Raw genomic sequence first — 16,747 nt, 5'->3', positions numbered from 1 at the left:
ATCTATTTGCCTATGATATGCTCACATAGAGCATAATTAGGAGCCGGTCATGAATCACCCTGTTTCCGCATCCTCGCTTTATCATCGCGTCAGCCGCGTCATCCCCAAAGCCGAATGGATGATGTTTGAAAACGACGTCGACGCAATCCTTGAGCTGAAGCGCCGCCGCAACGCCGTCATTCTCGCGCACAACTACCAGACGCCGGAAATCTTCCATGGCGTGGCCGATATCGTCGGCGACAGCCTGGCGCTGGCCCGCAAGGCGATCGAAGTCGATGCCGATGTCATCGTGCTCGCCGGCGTGCATTTTATGGCGGAGACTGCCAAACTGCTGAACCCCGAGAAGACGGTGCTGATCCCCGATCTCGGCGCCGGCTGCTCCCTGGCGGATTCGATCACCCCTGAGGATATCGCGCTGTTGCGCCAGGCCCATCCGGGCGTGCCCATCGTCACCTATGTTAACACCTCGGCGGCGGTGAAGGCCGCTTCGGATATCTGCTGCACCTCGGGCAATGCCAAACAGGTGGTGGAATCGCTTGGTGTCCCGCAGGTGCTGATGATCCCGGACGAATATCTGGCGCGCAACGTCGCCCGCGAAACTGATGTCGAAATCATCGCCTGGCATGGGCATTGCGAAGTGCATGAACTCTTCACGGCCGATGACGTTCGCCAACTGCGCGAAAACCATCCGGGCGTAATGGTGCTTGCCCATCCCGAATGCCCGCCCGACGTGGTGGCGGAAGCCGATTTTGCTGGCTCGACCGCCGTGATGTCGGACTATGTCGGCACGCAGAAGCCGGCGCGCGTCGTGCTGCTCACCGAATGCTCGATGAGCGACAATGTCGCCGTGCACCATCCGGATGTCGAGTTCATCCGCCCCTGCAATCTCTGCCCGCATATGAAGCGGATCACGCTTGCCAATATCCGCGCGGCACTCGAAGAAAACCGCCATGAAGTGACCGTCGATCCGGCAATTGCAGTGGCTGCGCGCCGCGCCGTCGAGAGGATGCTGGCGATATGACCGAGGTGCTCGATCATCTTGCCGGACGTACTGTCATCGTCGGCAGCGGTCTTGCCGGGCTGATGGCCGCACTGACCCTGGCGCCCGAACCCTCCATCATCGTCACCCGCGCCGCCCTCGGCGCGGAGACGTCGAGCGCCTGGGCGCAGGGCGGCATTGCCGCCAGTATGGGCCCGGACGACCGCGCCGAACTGCATCTTGCCGACACGCTTGCCGCAGGCGACGGCCTCTGCGACCCCGCGGTCTCCGCCAGTATCATCGCCGAGGCGCCGGCGGCGATTGCCGCGCTGGAGCAAGCTGGCGTGCGCTTCGACAGGAATGCGGCAGGCGAGCTTTCGCTCGGGCTGGAAGCCGCGCATTGCCGCCGCCGCATCGTCCATGCCGAAGGCGACGGCTCCGGGGCGGCAATCATTGCCGCGCTGGTGCAGGCGGTGATGCAAACACCTGCGATCACGGTGCTCGAAGGCTTCGAAGCCCGGCGGATATTGATGGACGGCGAGCGTGTGGCTGGTCTGCTCTGCGCAACAGCAAAAGGCGCCACCATCCTGCCGACCTCCAAGCTGGTGCTCGCCACCGGCGGCATCGGCGGGCTCTATGACGCGACCACCAATCCGATGGGCAATTTCGGCCAAGGGATCGCGCTTGCGGCAAGGGCAGGGGCTGTTCTCGCCGATATGGAATTCGTCCAGTTCCACCCGACGGCGCTCGATTCACGCCGCAGGCCTTTGGCCCTTGTCAGCGAAGCGGTTCGCGGCGAGGGGGCCCTGCTCGTCAATGAAAGGGGCGAACGCTTCATGGCCCGCACTCCAGGCGCCGAACTTGCGCCGCGCGACGTGGTGGCGCGGGCGATCAGCGCCGAAATCGCCCGCGGCGGCCGGGTCTTTCTCGATGCCCGCGCTGCTCTCGGCGGCCGCTTTGCCGCGCGTTTTCCAGTCATCTCGAGCCTTTGCGGCGAGGCCGGCATCGATCCGGCGAAGGACCTCATTCCGGTGCGCCCGGCCGTTCACTATCACATGGGCGGCGTTGCGACGGATGCGAATGGCCGCAGCTCGGTGCCTGGCCTCTGGGTGGCAGGAGAGGCGGCCTCGACCGGCTTGCACGGCGCAAACCGGCTCGCCAGCAATTCGCTGCTGGAGGCAGCCGTGATGGGCATGCGGGCGGCACGCGACATGTCAGGCATGTCCACAGGTACTGCCCGTCCCGCTTTCGCGGGAAGATTGCCGGCGCCGGCCGATGCATCGCTCGTCCGGCCAATCGTCTCGCGCCATCTCGGCGTGCTGCGCAACGCCGGGGCTGTGCATGGCGCGATCGCCGCCCTGCTGCCGCTTGCCGAAGGCGACGACCCTGCCGCCGACCCGGCCATCGTCGCGCTCTCGATCGCCGTCTTCGCCAGCCTGCGGATGGAATCGCGCGGCGCCCATGCCCGAACGGATTTTCCGTTGAAGATGGCCAATGCAGACCGGCGGCGGATGAGCCTTTCCGACACGCTGGAGATCGCCCGCGCCACGCCACCCTATTCGTTTGCAAGGAGTGCCTGAGATGAGCCTCGTTTCCCTTCCGCGCCTGATCGTCGAGCCGTCGGTGCGCGCAGCTCTGCTCGAAGATCTCGGCCTTGCCGGCGACATCACCTCGGCATCGGTCATTCCCGCCGATCACCGCTCGACAGTGGCGATGGCCGCCCGCCAGCCAGGCGTGATTGCCGGCCTCGATGCGGCCGAGCTCGCCTTTTCCCTCGTCGATCCCGAGATCGTCATGCGCCGCCATGTCAGGGATGGCGATGCGGTAAAGCCGGGCGATGTGATCGCCACCATCGAAGGCCCGTCGCGCGGCCTGCTGACTGCCGAGCGCACCGCGCTGAATTTCCTCGGCCATCTCTCTGGCATCGCGACCGTGACGGCTGAGATTGCCGCCGCCATCAGGGGCACCAAGGCGTCCGTCGCCTGCACCCGCAAGACGACGCCGGGGCTCCGGGCGCTGGAGAAATATGCGGTGCGGGCCGGCGGCGGCATGAACCACCGTTTCGCGCTTCATGACGCGGTGCTGATCAAGGACAATCACGTCGCCATCGCCGGGGGCGTCACTGAGGCGATCCGCCGGGCGCGGGGAGGCATCGGCCATATGGTCAAGATCGAGGTCGAGGTCGATACGCTCGATCAATTGCGCGAAGCGATGGAGATCGGCGTCGATGCCGTTCTGCTCGACAACATGACACAGGATCAGCTGCGCGAAGCCGTCGCCATCGTCGAAGGCCGGGCCATCACCGAAGCATCAGGCCGCGTCACGCCGGCAACGGCTGCAGCCATCGCGGCTTCCGGCGTCGACCTCATTTCTGTCGGCTGGCTGACGCACAGCGCGCCGGTGCTCGATATCGGATTGGATTTCGTCGAGGCTGCAACCGCGACGGAAGCAGGCGCAAAACGGATCGTCCGGGCGCTCTGAAGAGAAATAACGTGCCAGAATAAGACACCGTCATCGGGCACATCAAGTGTTGGTAAAGCATTTTCTCCCACTTATGGCATGAGAAGATGCAATTATTCGATGAATTTTCTCATTTTTATAGCAAAGCCGCTATGCGAGACGCTCTTATAGCTCTAACATGCTATCAACCGGCCGGCGCGTCAGCGCGCCTTGGCTTCAGGGGTGAGAAGCGAGATGCAAGGGACATCGGGAGAGGTGTTGACGAACAGGCTCTGCCTGCTCGGAAGACCGCGATTGATGGCGGCGGGGAGAGAACTCCCCTTGCCGGAGAAATCTTATTTTCTCCTGGCCATGCTCGCCGCCGAAGCCAGTCTCGAACTTGACCGCGAAACCGTCAGGCGTCAGCTCTGGCAATCCGAGCTGCCGGAAAAGCGGGCGGGCAGCCTGCGCCAACTGCTCGCGCGCATCGAACAGAGCATCCCCGCCGACCTTCCGCCGCTGCTCGCTGCAACCAGAACCCATATCGGGCTTGCGGATGGTTGGGAGGTCGATGTCCATATTCTGAAACAGAAGGGACCGCTCGCGCCCGGGGACAGCGAAATCCTCAACGGCGAACTGCTCGAAGGCGCCAAATCGCCGACGCAGGGCGCCGAGGACTGGCTGACCTACGAGCGCCAGCGTATCGACGAACTGCGCTCCGCCCATCTCACCCGGCTGGTCGAGACCGCCGACGACAGATCGGATGAAGAGCAGGTCGCACTTGCCAGGCGTCTCCTCGAACTCGACTCTGCAAGCGAGACGGCGTACCGCGCCTTGATGCGTCTCCATGTCAGGATGAACGATCCGGCTGCGGCGCGTCAGGCCTATCTCAAGTGCAAGAGCCAGCTGAAGGACGATTTCGATACCGAGCCGGAAGAAAGCACCACGGCGCTCGCCCGCGAGCTCGGCCTGATACCCGCAGCGCAGGTCGCCGCATCCGAGCGCCCGGCAGCGCCCGGCATGTTCGCCGATCCGGTCGGCCAGCCGCGTATCATCATCTTGCCGCCGGAAAGCATCTTCACCGATCCGCTGATGGAGCGGGTCGGCAGGGCGCTCCTTGAAGACGTCACCATCGGTCTCAGCCAGCAACGCGGCTTCAAAGTGATTGCCGCGCATACGAGCCTCGAGATCCTCAGCCGTGCGGTCAATCCCACGCGGGCCATGCCCGGCCCGCTCGACCTCAGCTTCGACTATGCGGTCTACGTGAGCATCCAGGGCCGTGACGAGGAAGTCTATGCGACCTGCCGCCTGACGCGGACGACGACATCGGAGGTGATCTGGGCCATCGAACTGCCATTGGTCATGCAGAAGATCAGCGAATCCTTCGCGCATCTGACGCGGCGGATCGTCTCTTCGCTTGCTGACACGATCGAGCGCCATGAACTGGCGATGCCGATCGGCGATGCGCCGGCGTCCGCTTACCGCCTCTACCTGGAAGGCAAGCGGCTGATCGCCCAGACCGACCTGCAGCATCTGCGCCAGGCGCGCAAATGGTTCAAATCCTCACTCAACCGCTATGAGCATTTCTCGGCCGCCCATGCCGGGGTCTCACGCGCACTCGGCATGGAATGGCTGATCCGCGGCATGCAGGACACGGAACTGCTTGACGAAGCCAACAGCGCCGCGCGCCTTGCGCAACAGTCCGACCCGAACAGCGGCCGGGCCTATCGCGAGCTCGGCTTCGTGGCGCTTTACCGCCGACGTTTCGACGAAAGCCTGGAGCATTTCCAGCAGGCCCAGGACCTCAATCCCAACGACGCCGACATCCTTGCCGATTTCGCCGACGCGCTTTCCCACGACGGCGATTTCGACCGGGCGTTGGAGCTCAGCCGCGCCGCCTTCAAGCTCAATCCGCTGCCGCCGGACTATTATTACTGGAACCTCGGCGGCATCCATTTCATGCGCGAAGAGTATGAAATGGCGATCGAGGCGCTGGAGCCGGTGAAGACCAAGCAGGCCACAGCCCGCCTGCTCGCCGCCTCGCATGCCATGGCGGGCGATACTGACAAGGCCGGCAAATATGCCCGGGTGGTGCTGGAAAATTTCCCGGATTTCCGCAGCGAGGACATCCGTCATTTCGTTCCCGATCGCGATCCCGCCTATACGGAACCGTTGATAAAGGGCCTGCAACTTGCAGGTCTTCCCTGATTAGGTGGCCTTTTAACGAAGCCTGTAACGCTTAAATGACGCAGGCAATGTTTCCCTCCGATGGTTAACGGCAGCAAGGCGCTGCCCCAGCCAATCGGAGATGGAACATGAAGACGAATGCTGAAGCCACCACAGTTCAGACACAGTCGCTGCGCTTCTCTGCAGCTGCCAAAGCAGCCATGAAACAGGACGAACTTAACGTTTCCGCCAACGCGCTCGAGAGCCTGACGCATGCGCTGAGGTTCCGCTAAGGACCTATCGGCATGTCCGCTTTCACCGACCTTGAAACGCTTGCCGGTGACCTTGAACGATCATCGGCCGGTGTCAGCGAATATCACGACCGTGCGGTCACGCCGGCCCAGACGCTTGCGGCGATCAGGCCGCACCTGCGCGAATTCGGCATAACACGCGTCGGCCTCCTGACCGCGCTCGACGTCCTGAACATCCCCGTCGCCTTCGCAACGCGGCCGAACAGCCATACGCTTTCGGTCTTCCAAGGCAAGGGCATCGACAATGACGCCGCCATGGCCTCGGCGGCGATGGAGGCAATCGAGACGCGGATTGCGGAAATCCCGCCGGCCGACCTGACGCAGGCGACGGTCGAGAGCATGCGGGCCGAGCGTGCCGCAATGATCGATCTCGACAACGTCGCGCGCTGCGCACCCGACGAGATCGGCAATCGCCCCATTCCCTGGTGCTCTGGCCTCGATATCCTTTCCGGCAACAGCGTTTTCGTGCCCTGGTGGCTCGTCGGTCTCGACCATCGCGGCGAGAGGCCGCCGGGCTTCGAGCAGTCGAGCGACGGGCTTGCCTCCGGCAACACGCCCTCCGAAGCGGCGCTGCATGGACTTTGCGAACTGGTGGAGCGCGACGCCTGGGCCTTGACCCAGCTCAAATCGCCGGAACGCCTGAAGGAATGCCGCATCGACCCAGCCTCCTTCGACGATGCGGTCATCGACATTATGACCGATCGGATCGCCCGCGCCGGCATGCGGCTGCTGCTGCTCGACATGACGACCGATATCGGCGTTCCCGTTTTCCTGGCCGTCATCATGCCCGGCAATCTTTCCGATCGCGTCGATGCGCGCTGGTCGCATGTCTGTGGCGGCTGTGGCTGCCATCCCGATCCTGTGCGCGCCGCGCTGCGCGCCATCACCGAAGCGGCGCAGAGCCGGCTGACCGCGATTGCCGGCAGCCGCGACGATTTCTCACCGCGCGTCTATCAAAGGCTCGACCGGAGTGCAGCGATGCAAGAAGTGGTCGAACTCTGTGAGGGCGACGGCCGGATGCGCGCGTTCCAGGCCCATCATCGCCGCCCGGCGACGATCCAGGACTCCATCCGCCATATTGCCGAACGACTGACGGCGACCGGCATCGAGCAGATCGTCGTCGTGCCGTTTGCGCATCGCACTCTGCCGGTCTCGGTGGTCAGGGTGATCGTGCCCGGCCTGGAAGTCGATATTTCGGGCCAGTACATCCAGCTCGGCATGCGTGCGGTCAACACCTTGAGAGGAGCCCAATCATGAAGGTGGTGTTCGTTGGTCCGAGCCTTGGCAGCGATCTCGCCGCGGCAAGAACGATGTCTCCTCGCATCGACTTCCGGCCACCGGCCGCCTGCGGCGACATCCTGAAGGCGGTTGAAGATGGCGCCACGGCGATCGGCCTCGTCGACGGCTATTTCGGCGACCTACCTTCGGTCTGGCACAAGGAAATCCTCTACGCCCTCGAACGCGATGTCGCGGTTGCCGGCGGCGCCAGCATGGGGGCGCTGCGAGCAGCGGAATGCTCTCCCTTCGGCATGGTCGGCCTCGGCTCTATCTTCGAGGATTACGAGGCCGGTCGGCTCATTGACGACGAGGCGGTCGCGCTGGTGCATGCGCCGCAGGAACTCGGCTGGCTGCCGCTTTCCGTGCCCTGGGTCGATTTCGAACCGACGATCGATGCGCTTCACGCCGCTGGCGAGATTTCGCCCGGCGAGCGCAAGAAGCTGCTGCTTGCCGGCCGCTTCCTGCATTTTTCGGAGCGCACCTATGCGAAGGTGGTCGACGAGTGCCACTTCGCCCGCAAACCGCGCCGCGACCATATCCTCGCAGCCATCCGAACGCACCGGGTCGAGCGCAAGCGCAACGACGCGCGGCTGGTGCTGGAGTGGCTGCGCCGGGACGAATTCGTTCCCGTCAACCGTGACTGGGCCTTTGCCGCGACCTCCCACTGGGAGCTTCTGCACGCCGAAGTCACGCGCAGCGTGACTCCTGTAACGGTAGAATAACGGTCGCAGCGGGAAGATGCACTAGTGATGGAATCGTAGGGTTTCACGACCACAAAGGGCGGGAACGATGTTTGAACAACATGCCGAAGGTACAGGCAGTGAATACGCAAGGATCTTCCGGCTGCTGTCGGCAGCCAAGGAGGAGGCTGAAAAGCTTCAGCTGCGTAATCTGATGCACCTGACGAACATGGCGCTGCTGCAGGTCGTCATCGATTGGGACGGCATAGATCCCGACAGGGAACTAGACGTCAATCTCGAGAAGTTGCTCGGCAGCAAGGCCAAGATCGCAATGAAGGATGCCAGCGAGAATCTGATCCTGATTGATCGCCATTGATTGCGATCAATCACCATTGATCCCGATCGATTGGTATTGATCCGATCGATCGCTGTTAATCCTCATGCGGTCCGCTGGGATAGCGTGACGGACAACCGGTTATTCGGCCGCGTCAGCTTCCAACTGTTCGGTGTGGGCGATCGCCTGGACGAGCTTCAGGATCTTCTTGCGAAGAGCTTCGTTCTTGATCGAGAAGAACGCAGCATTGAGAAGGACGCCTTCACGCGAAATTACGAATTCCTCGCTCGGAGCGGGGTTGTCGTTGGCCGTATCGGGCGTCGACAGATCGTCAAAAAACGTCCTGACGTCGACCTTCAGCGCGCCTGCGATTTCAACCAGCATGCTGGCAGAAACGCGGTTGGAGCCCTTTTCATATTTCTGGATCTGCTGGAACGTTACGCCGACACGATCTCCCAATTCCGTCTGGGAAACTTTCCTCAGCAGACGTTGTATACGGATGGTCTTGCCCACGTGAACATCCACTGAGTGCGGTTCTTCTTTCATTTATTTTCCCTCCTGAGGACAGTGGACATGTGGTTATTCGTCATATCCCTGCCTAACAACTTTTACCCGAGATGAATAAAGCTAGCAATTGCTTGGTTGTAAGTCGTCTCAAACCGAAACATCGCGTCGCTTCATTCATACACCAGCAAAAAACATGCCAAAGTAGCACTTTTACAAGGTACATCACGTTTTTCGCGACATCGTAGCGTTCGCGCAAAATTGTGCGGCGTCCCTTCAGGATTGTGCAAAACGGATCAGAGCGACCAGAGGCGCTGCGCATTGGCGTATAGCAGCTTGGACCGCTCCGCCTCGCTGCTGGAGGAAAGCACGGCATGGGTGGCGGCCACCCAGGTGGAAAGCCCGCCGCCTCGCGTGCAGACCGGCCAGTCGCTGCCCCAGACGACACGATCCCAGCCGAAACTTGCGATCACGTGTTCGATATAGGGCCTCAGCGTCTCAGCTGTCCATGTCTCGGCATCGGCATAAGCGACGACGCCCGAGATCTTGCAGATCACGTTCGGCCGCCGGGCAATCTCCGCGACACCGGCCTTCCAGGGCTCGAAGGCGTCCGAGCGGATATCGGGCACGCCACAATGGTCGAGAACGAACTGCACATCCGGGGCGAGATCGACGAGGGCGGTCACGCGGCCGGCCTGATGCGGCAGCGTGCAGAGGTCGAAGGTCAGGCCGCTGCCGCCGATCCGCCTGATGTTTTCGCGGAACAGCGCGCCTTCGGACACGTCGTCGGGCACGACATGCAGCACGCGGCGGAACCCCTTGACGAAAGGATCGGCCTTTTGCCGCTCGAGGTAGGCGGCAAAGCCTTCCTCTTCCGGCCGGCAGGAAACGATGGCGCCGGCAATCAGGCTGCCTTCCCTTTTAGCAATGCCGGCGACATGGTCGGTCTCGGCCTGCATGGCGGCAGGATCGACGTCGACTTCCATGTGCAGCACCGTCGTGATGCCGCAGCGTCGGGCCTCGGCCGCATAGGTCTCGTAGAGGAAATCGTGATCGAGGTCAGGCTCGCCCGAAAGCCAGGGATAACGCAGCGCCAACCGGTCGATGATATGCAGATGGGTATCGATGAGCACGCTTATTTCCTCCGGCGATGGCTTTCCGGCAACCTAACTTTGGTGAATGTATTGTTCAAATAGAAATTCTCACCCCTCAAGCGGGGTTGGCGACGTCGGCGCCGGCCAGCAGCGAAAGCTGAGCGGCGGTCTTCTGCACCAGCAGGATCGTCTGGCTGATATCGGGTGCCGAAGGCGCATTCACGAGAGCAATGAAGGGGCAGGTGAGAGCGGCGATGCAGCGCCGATCCGGCCCGAGAACGGGAGCGGAAAGATTGTAGACGCCCGATGTCTGGACGCTCGCCATCATCTCGTAGCCACGCTCGCGAATCTGATCGAGGCGGTCGTAGAATTCGGCGCCGAGTTCGATATCGGCGCGGCTGCGCACATGTTCCGAAATCATCATCTCCCGCTCCTCCTCGCTGCGGAAGGCGAGCAGCACATGGCCCGAACCCGTGTTGAAGAGGCTGATATGAGCGCCGACGCGGATCGAAAATCCCCAGTAATCCGGCGCCTCCTGCTGGGCGATGACAACAGCTGCACCGCGGTCGAAGACGGCGAGGTGATTGGCCTGTCGCGTGCGCTGGGCGAGATCGCGCATCAGCGGCGTAGCATAGGAGGCAAGCCGGCGCACCGGCGCGTGCAGCTGGGCGAGACCGAAGAGTTTCAACGTCAGCGAGTAACGGTCGCCATCCAGCCGGGTCACGTAGCCACGGCGCACCAGACGGTCGAGCATGCGGTAGAATTCATTGGGGCTGCGGTCGAGCCGCTTGGCGATCTCCGCCTGGGTGAGGCCGCTGTCGACGCCGGCCAACAGCTCCAGAATATCCAGCCCCTTGTCGAGGGCGGGAGCGCGGTAGCGGTCGGACTCGTCGGTCTCCATTCCTTCCTCCTGTGAATATCGTCTTGCATATACGCAGAACCGCAGCCGGAAAAGGAAAACTTCACACTTGACCCTTGGCTAATCGTCTGTTTGTCTATAAACAGACAAATCATAGCTGAAGACATGCAGCGAAGGCGAAAGCCGGACGACGTCCGAACGGCGCGAGTCGCCAGCAGCCGGGCGCGGGAGGAAGACGGTGCAACGCATGGAAGTGACCATCGGGGCGTACAGCCGGCCCGGAAGCAAGCCGGCGCGCTCCGCACATCTTGCCAGAACCCGGTCGAAGCGCGCAAAAGAAAGCTAGTGACAGATGACGACAGGCGAGCTTCATGACTGAGCCTTCGCCTGAGACACAGCCGCACACCATCGCCCAGCGTGGACAAATGAAGAAAAGGCCCGTGACATGACAAACAGACTTTCCGGCAAGACCGTTCTCATCACCGCCGCCGGTCAGGGCATCGGCCGAGCGACGGCGATAGCCTTTGCCGCGGTCGGCGCCAAGGTCCACGCGACCGACATCAATACGGATGCGCTCGCCACCCTTGCCGCGGAAACCGGCGTTTCCACCCATAAGCTGAACGTGCTCGACGGGGATGCGGTCACGGCCCTCGTCGCCGAGATCGGCGCCGTCGACGTGCTGTTCAACTGCGCCGGTTTCGTCCATGCGGGTTCGATCCTCGAGATGAAGGATTCCGATCTCGAATTCGCCTTCGATCTCAACGTCAAGGCGATGATCCGCACGATCCGCGCAGTGCTGCCCGGCATGCTCGAACGCAAGGACGGGGCTATCATCAACATGGCCTCCGTTGCCTCCAGCATCAAGGGCGTGCCAAACCGCTTCGCCTATGGCGTCACCAAGGCCGCCGTCATCGGGCTGACCAAAGCCGTCGCCGCCGACTACGTTGCTCAAGGCGTCCGCTGCAACGCCATCTGCCCCGGCACGGTGGAAAGCCCATCACTGCAGGACCGCATGCGCGCGCAAGGCGATTATGATGCGGCGCGCGCCGCCTTCATCGCCCGCCAGCCGATGGGTCGGCTCGGCTCGCCTGAGGAGATCGCCGATCTCGCCGTCTATCTCGCCGGCGCGACCTACACGTCGGGTCAGGCGATCGCCATCGACGGCGGCTGGACAATCTGACCTCATCCGCAGATGCGGCCGGCGCCCCGCCGGCCGATCCGGCTCCGCATCCCATCGGCCCCGTTAACGGAGAAAACACCATGACCCGCATTACCGATCTCCGCGTCTTCGACCTCCGCTTTCCCACGTCGCAAAGCCTGGACGGATCCGATGCCATGAACCCCGATCCGGATTATTCGGCCGCCTATGTCATCCTCGATACGGATGCCCCTGATCTTGCCGGCCACGGCCTGACCTTTACGATCGGCCGCGGCAACGACATTTGCTGCATGGCGATCGAAGCGATGCGCCATCTCGTCGTCGGCGCCGATCTCGCCGAGGTTCTCGCCCATCCCGGCAAGTTCTGGCGACACCTGACGAGCGATAGCCAATTGCGCTGGATCGGCCCGGAGAAAGGCGCCATTCATCTCGCGACAGGCGCGGTCGTCAATGCCGTCTGGGATCTGCTTGCCAAACAGGCCGGCAAGCCGGTCTGGCGGCTGGTCGCCGAGATGTCGCCGGAAGAAATCGCCGATATCGTCGACTACCGCTATCTCACAGACGTGCTGACGCGCGATGAGGCGATCGAGATTCTGAAGCGCGCCGAGGCGGGCAAGACGGAACGCATCGCCACCCTCGAAAAAGAAGGCTACGCCTGCTACACGACCTCGGCCGGTTGGCTCGGCTATGGTGACGAAAAGCTGCGCCGCCTCTGCCAGGAAGCGATCGACGCCGGCTTCGACCATATCAAGATGAAGGTCGGCCGCGACCTGGAAGACGACATCCGCCGTCTCCGGATTGCCCGCGAGGTGATCGGTCCCGACCGCTACCTGATGATCGACGCCAACCAGGTCTGGGATGTCGGCCAGGCGATCGACTGGGTCAAGGCGCTCTCCTTTGCCAAGCCCTTCTTCATCGAGGAGCCCACAAGCCCCGACGATGTCGCCGGTCACCGCAAGATCCGCCAGGCAATTGCGCCGGTGAAGGTCGCGACCGGCGAGATGTGCCAGAACCGCATCATGTTCAAGCAGTTCATCGCCGAAGGCGCGATCGATATCGTGCAGATCGATTCCTGCCGCATGGGTGGACTGAACGAAGTGCTCGCCGTGCTGCTGATCGCCGCTAAATTCGGCCGGCCGGTCTGGCCGCATGCCGGCGGCGTCGGTCTCTGCGAATATGTACAGCACCTGTCGATGATCGACTATATCGCCGTCTCAGGCACCAAGGACGGCCGCGTCATTGAATATGTCGATCATCTGCACGAACACTTCCTCGACCCCTGCCGGATCGAGAATGCAGCCTACATGCCGCCAAGCCTGCCGGGCTTCTCCATCGAGATGAAACCGGCCTCGATCAGCAACTATACGTTTCGAGGCTAAAGAAACGTCATCTCAGCTGACGTATCCGACGAAGGCCGCAGGAAGATTTTCGGACTTCTACAGTCTTTCCTGCCTGCGGCGGAGCTTCCAATCTGGCAGAGCCGCTCCAATTCTGTTGGAGGCGGCGAAGCTTGCTTTTTAGACCGCCGAGGAATATTTTTGAAACGTGAATGCGGAGGGGGCCAAGCACCAGCAGGCCAGCAAATTTTATTGAACAGAAACAATAGAATGTTTGCGATCCAGCCATGCCCAGGTTTCACGACGTCAGGAGACTGTATGCTTATCTGCTGATCGTCGCAGCAATACTGCTGTCGATCGGCACGGCCTATGCCGCCGTGACTGGGGAGAGCGGACGCCGCGTTGCCCTCGTCATCGGCAATTCGGTCTACAAGACGCTGCCCTCGCTTCCCAATCCCGCCAATGATGTCGAAGAGGTCGCCAACACGCTGCGCGCGGCCGGTTTTGACGTGACGATCGGCATCAATGTCGACCGCATCGGGCTCGAAGATACCGTGCGCCGCTTCCTGCGTTCGACCAACAATGCCGAGGCCGGCCTGATTTATTACTCGGGCCATGGCATCCAGGTGGGCGGGCAGAATTTCATCGTGCCGGTCGATGCGACGCTGGAGACGCCCTATGACGTCGAGACGCAGACCATGCCGCTCGACCTGATCCTGAACCATCTCAAGCAGAATTCGCGCGTGCAGCTGATCTTCCTCGACGCCTGCCGCAACAATCCCTTCAACGCGCAGAAATTCTGGATGGCGGAAAAGCTGGAACCGGTCGGGGCCACGCGCGGGCTTGCCCGCATCGACAGCGATCTCGGCAGCCTGATCGCCTTTTCGACAGAACCCGGCCAGGTGGCGCTCGACGGCACCGGGGCGCTGAGCCCCTATTCCGAATCCTTCATCAAGCGCGCCAGCGAGCCCAACAAGGAGATCCGCCAAGTCCTGACCGATGTGCGTCGTGACGTGATCGCCATGACCGACGGCAAGCAGGTTCCCTGGGAAAATTCCTCACTGATGGACAGCTTCTATTTCATTCCGGCGCCGCCGCCGCCGAGTGTCGAGCCGATGCAGCAGGCGAGCGTGCCGGAGGGAGCCGCCGCCACGAAGCTGCCGATCGCCCCGCCGCATGACGAGACCGGCTCGGCCCTCGTCGTCACGATCAATCAACTCCCCCAGACCGGCAAGCTTACCTTCGACGGCAAGCCGATCGAGCAGGGCGCAAAGTTCCCCGCCGCAGCACTGACGGCGCTCACCTATGATTCATCAGGCGTTGCCGCCGGTACCATCGGCCTGATTGGCTACACCGTCAGCGACCCATACGGCCAGGCGACGCAGGGTGTGGTCGCGATCACCGTCTCGGCCGATGCCGGCGCCAAGCTCGCCCAGCTCGAGCAGGAAAAGCAGGTACGGCTCGCCGATGCCGGCGCCTATCTGAAGGAACTGCCGCGCGACATCGACGCAACGATCGGCGTCGGCCCCATCAAGGCCGGCCTGCCCGTCGTTCCGGCGTCGACCGCGGAAATGACCTTCAAGATCGCGGCCCTGCCTGACAAGGGCACGTTGCGCGCCGGAGACCGGGTGATCGGGCTCGGCCATGTGCTTGAGGCAGCCGATATTCCGGCCCTTTCCTATGAACCGCAAATCGGCACGGAAAACCAAAGCTTCGCCGTGACGCTGCAGGCCGCCAACGATGATCTGGCGCCCGCAACTGTCACTTTCAAACCGACGCTTGACGCCTGCGATACCGCAGCCGCAGCCCCTCTCGATCTGCAGGGCGTGACATCAGGCAAACTGCCGAACGAAATCGACCCGAACGTTGCGCTGCCGGCTTGCACGGAGGCGATGAAGACCTATCCGGAGATCGCGCGCTTCGTCTACCAGCTCGGCCGCGCCCAGCTTGCCAACCGTGACACGAAGACGGCTTTTGCGACGATCAAGAAGGCGATGGATGCCGGGCATGTGCGGGCGATCTACGAGCTGGCGAGCCTCTATGAATTCGGCGCCTCTGTTCCGCGCGATGCGGCCAAGGCAAGCCAGATCGCCAAGGGTGGCGCAGCCAAGGGTGACCCCTTTGCTTTGCTCAGCTACGGCAAGGCCCTCTATTACGGTCGCGGCACCAAGGCCGACCAGCAGGAGGGATTGCGTTTGATGCTGAAAGCCGCCGATCTCGGGCATACCTATGCGATGAACGAACTCGGCTATATCTTCCTCAACGGTGTCAACGTTCCCGCCGATCCGGATCGCGGCATTCGTTTCTACGAGGCCGGCGTCGAGCGTAACGACATTTATTCCCTCAACAACCTCGCCCTCGTCTATCGCCTGGGAAAAGGCGCGCCGCAGGATCTTCCAAAAGCAATCGATCTCTTCACGCGGGCGGCGGAAGGTGGCCAGCCTTATGCTCCGACAAATCTCGGACGCATGTACCGCGACGGCGTCGGCGTTACCGCGGACAAGACCGAAGCGGTGAAGTGGCTGGAGATGGGCGCGGAGCGCGGCGACTACTGGGGTGCGCTCGACCGCGCCATTCTGGCGAAGGAAGGCACGGATGCCGACAGCCTTGCAACCGCGGCTCGTTATTTCGCGCTGGCGGCCGCAATCAACATGCCGGGCAGCGGTGATCCGAAAAATCAGGCGCTGACGGAACTCAAGAGGCTGCCCGCCGCCGCAAAGAAGCAGGCGGAAGAAAGTTTTGCCTCCGAGCTGACCGCTGAAGACCTAAAGGCAATTCCCAAATCCAAGTCGCCTGATGACAGGGTCGTCAAGCTCGCCAAGGCGACATGGGTCAAGCGAAATCCGAGGTACGATCTGTTCTGAAACGGCGATCCGGGGGCGCCCTACATGACCAAAAAGCTCATCATCCGTGCTCTTCTATGCTCGACCTTCCTTGCCGGCGCAGGCGCAATCCTACAGAGTTGCATCATCGATCCCGGCGCCAGGACATTGTTCTCCAGTGAAGAGCCAGCCAGGAACGCCACACCTACCGAGAAAACCACACCCGCTGTTAGAAAAGTGGCCGCAAAGAGCAGTCAACCGGCTTTCGCCCGCTCTGACAACGGCACCGGTGGGAATTCCAACTCGGGCGGCGGCATGGGCGGCGGCTCTGGTTCCAGTGGCTCTTCGGGTTCGAGCAGTTCCTCCAGCTCAAGCGGCTCCTCCAGCTCAAGCAGTTCATCGAGTTCAAGCAGCTCATCGAGCTCGAGTGGCGGCTCATGGTCCGATCGCCGCTTGAAGACCGATATCCGCCGGCTCGGCACTTCGGCTCAGGGCATACCGGTTTACGCCTTCCGCTACATCTGGGGCGGACCGGTATTCGTTGGCACGATGGCGCAGGATTTGCTGGCAATCAGGCCTGAAGCTGTCATCAATACCGGATCGGGCTACTATATGGTCGACTATGACAAGCTCGACATTGCGATGATCTCGCTGCCGAAGGATGGATCCTTTCTGACGCCTGAAGCAGCAGTAGCGCTTGCGGTAGAGTCAGGGCGGATGCGCTCTTCGGTCCCCCACCCGCAGCTTGTCGTCCAGCGGACAAGCTGATCGAGGAAGGCGGGCGC

General features: G+C 62.3%; 15 protein-coding genes. 12 read left to right on the top strand and 3 right to left on the bottom strand.

All coding sequences use genetic code 11. The features are described 5' to 3' along the window. Positions 1 to 49: 49 nt before the first annotated feature. The 8 genes from nadA (at position 50) to EFQ99_RS01865 (ending at position 8,229) form a co-directional block, all read left to right on the top strand. The gene (gene nadA / locus EFQ99_RS01895; RefSeq protein ID WP_126918961.1) at positions 50 to 1,021 is read left to right on the top strand and encodes a quinolinate synthase NadA; all 972 of its coding nucleotides are present in this window, start codon (positions 50 to 52) and stop codon (positions 1,019 to 1,021) included. After that, a complete protein-coding gene (locus EFQ99_RS01890) occupies positions 1,018 to 2,559 on the top strand; it encodes an L-aspartate oxidase (protein ID WP_126918960.1) in 1,542 nt (513 codons plus the stop codon). Before nadA ends, EFQ99_RS01890 begins: the two co-directional genes overlap by 4 nt. Position 2,560: 1 nt before the next feature. After that, positions 2,561 to 3,460, top strand: a complete 900-nt coding sequence (gene nadC / locus EFQ99_RS01885) for a carboxylating nicotinate-nucleotide diphosphorylase (protein WP_126918959.1) — start codon at positions 2,561 to 2,563, stop codon at positions 3,458 to 3,460. A 213-nt stretch (positions 3,461 to 3,673) separates the two neighbouring features. Then, positions 3,674 to 5,626 carry a tetratricopeptide repeat protein gene (locus tag EFQ99_RS01880; protein WP_126918958.1) on the top strand — a complete coding sequence of 651 codons (1,953 nt, stop codon included), beginning with the start codon at positions 3,674 to 3,676 and terminating at the stop codon, positions 5,624 to 5,626. A 107-nt stretch (positions 5,627 to 5,733) separates the two neighbouring features. Further along, positions 5,734 to 5,877, top strand: a complete 144-nt coding sequence (locus tag EFQ99_RS34885) for a hypothetical protein (RefSeq protein ID WP_164736325.1) — start codon at positions 5,734 to 5,736, stop codon at positions 5,875 to 5,877. 12 nt (positions 5,878 to 5,889) lie between these two features. Next, on the top strand, positions 5,890 to 7,152 hold the full coding sequence (locus tag EFQ99_RS01875) for a YcaO-like family protein (RefSeq protein WP_126918957.1): 1,263 nt from the start codon (positions 5,890 to 5,892) through the stop codon (positions 7,150 to 7,152). Continuing rightward, entirely contained in the window at positions 7,149 to 7,895 is a 747-nt protein-coding gene (locus tag EFQ99_RS01870) for a TfuA-like protein (protein ID WP_126918956.1), read from the top strand. Before EFQ99_RS01875 ends, EFQ99_RS01870 begins: the two co-directional genes overlap by 4 nt. A 67-nt stretch (positions 7,896 to 7,962) precedes the next feature. Then, on the top strand, positions 7,963 to 8,229 hold the full coding sequence (locus tag EFQ99_RS01865; RefSeq protein WP_008531491.1) for a hypothetical protein: 267 nt from the start codon (positions 7,963 to 7,965) through the stop codon (positions 8,227 to 8,229). 99 nt (positions 8,230 to 8,328) lie between these two features. Here the strand turns inward: EFQ99_RS01865 and EFQ99_RS01860 are convergent, their stop codons facing one another. The 3 genes from EFQ99_RS01860 to EFQ99_RS01850 all read right to left on the bottom strand — a co-directional run bounded on the left by EFQ99_RS01860 (position 8,329) and on the right by EFQ99_RS01850 (position 10,686). Continuing rightward, the gene (locus tag EFQ99_RS01860) at positions 8,329 to 8,733 is read right to left on the bottom strand and encodes a helix-turn-helix domain-containing protein (protein ID WP_126918955.1); all 405 of its coding nucleotides are present in this window, start codon (positions 8,731 to 8,733) and stop codon (positions 8,329 to 8,331) included. Positions 8,734 to 8,987: 254 nt separating this feature from the next. Continuing rightward, a complete protein-coding gene (locus EFQ99_RS01855; RefSeq protein WP_126918954.1) occupies positions 8,988 to 9,824 on the bottom strand; it encodes an amidohydrolase family protein in 837 nt (278 codons plus the stop codon). A 76-nt stretch (positions 9,825 to 9,900) separates the two neighbouring features. Then, complete coding sequence (locus EFQ99_RS01850; RefSeq protein WP_126918953.1) at positions 9,901 to 10,686, bottom strand: IclR family transcriptional regulator; 786 nt, start codon at positions 10,684 to 10,686, stop codon at positions 9,901 to 9,903. Between the two features lie 403 nt (positions 10,687 to 11,089). On the opposite strand from EFQ99_RS01850, the gene EFQ99_RS01845 reads away from it, so the two are divergent. The 4 genes from EFQ99_RS01845 (at position 11,090) to EFQ99_RS01820 (ending at position 16,730) form a co-directional block, all read left to right on the top strand. Then, complete coding sequence (locus EFQ99_RS01845; protein WP_126918952.1) at positions 11,090 to 11,824, top strand: SDR family oxidoreductase; 735 nt, start codon at positions 11,090 to 11,092, stop codon at positions 11,822 to 11,824. Between the two features lie 80 nt (positions 11,825 to 11,904). Next, positions 11,905 to 13,182, top strand: coding sequence for an L-fuconate dehydratase (locus tag EFQ99_RS01840; RefSeq protein ID WP_126918951.1), 1,278 nt, complete (start codon positions 11,905 to 11,907; stop codon positions 13,180 to 13,182). Positions 13,183 to 13,427: 245 nt separating this feature from the next. Next, a complete protein-coding gene (locus EFQ99_RS01835; RefSeq protein ID WP_126918950.1) occupies positions 13,428 to 16,004 on the top strand; it encodes a caspase family protein in 2,577 nt (858 codons plus the stop codon). Positions 16,005 to 16,415: 411 nt separating this feature from the next. Continuing rightward, the gene (locus EFQ99_RS01820; RefSeq protein WP_126918949.1) at positions 16,416 to 16,730 is read left to right on the top strand and encodes a tail fiber domain-containing protein; all 315 of its coding nucleotides are present in this window, start codon (positions 16,416 to 16,418) and stop codon (positions 16,728 to 16,730) included. Positions 16,731 to 16,747 lie beyond the last annotated feature (17 nt).

Origin of the sequence: Rhizobium vallis (assembly GCF_003985155.1) — a bacterium.
In the GTDB taxonomy this organism is placed as follows: Bacteria; Pseudomonadota; Alphaproteobacteria; order Rhizobiales; family Rhizobiaceae; genus Rhizobium; species Rhizobium vallis.
Note: the sequence above shows the minus strand (reverse complement) of the source record. Positions and strands in the feature narration are given on the sequence as shown.

Excerpts from the sequence above, each read along its gene's own strand:
- nadA (WP_126918961.1), top strand. The coding sequence starts at position 50 with ATGAATCACCCTGTTTCCGCATCCTCGCTTTATCATCGCGTCAGCCGC.
- EFQ99_RS01890 (WP_126918960.1), top strand. The coding sequence starts at position 1,018 with ATGACCGAGGTGCTCGATCATCTTGCCGGACGTACTGTCATCGTCGGC.
- nadC (WP_126918959.1), top strand. The coding sequence starts at position 2,561 with ATGAGCCTCGTTTCCCTTCCGCGCCTGATCGTCGAGCCGTCGGTGCGC.
- EFQ99_RS01880 (WP_126918958.1), top strand. The coding sequence starts at position 3,674 with ATGCAAGGGACATCGGGAGAGGTGTTGACGAACAGGCTCTGCCTGCTC.
- EFQ99_RS34885 (WP_164736325.1), top strand. The coding sequence starts at position 5,734 with ATGAAGACGAATGCTGAAGCCACCACAGTTCAGACACAGTCGCTGCGC.
- EFQ99_RS01875 (WP_126918957.1), top strand. The coding sequence starts at position 5,890 with ATGTCCGCTTTCACCGACCTTGAAACGCTTGCCGGTGACCTTGAACGA.
- EFQ99_RS01870 (WP_126918956.1), top strand. The coding sequence starts at position 7,149 with ATGAAGGTGGTGTTCGTTGGTCCGAGCCTTGGCAGCGATCTCGCCGCG.
- EFQ99_RS01865 (WP_008531491.1), top strand. The coding sequence starts at position 7,963 with ATGTTTGAACAACATGCCGAAGGTACAGGCAGTGAATACGCAAGGATC.
- EFQ99_RS01860 (WP_126918955.1), bottom strand. The coding sequence starts at position 8,733 with ATGAAAGAAGAACCGCACTCAGTGGATGTTCACGTGGGCAAGACCATC.
- EFQ99_RS01850 (WP_126918953.1), bottom strand. The coding sequence starts at position 10,686 with ATGGAGACCGACGAGTCCGACCGCTACCGCGCTCCCGCCCTCGACAAG.
- EFQ99_RS01845 (WP_126918952.1), top strand. The coding sequence starts at position 11,090 with ATGACAAACAGACTTTCCGGCAAGACCGTTCTCATCACCGCCGCCGGT.
- EFQ99_RS01840 (WP_126918951.1), top strand. The coding sequence starts at position 11,905 with ATGACCCGCATTACCGATCTCCGCGTCTTCGACCTCCGCTTTCCCACG.
- EFQ99_RS01835 (WP_126918950.1), top strand. The coding sequence starts at position 13,428 with ATGCCCAGGTTTCACGACGTCAGGAGACTGTATGCTTATCTGCTGATC.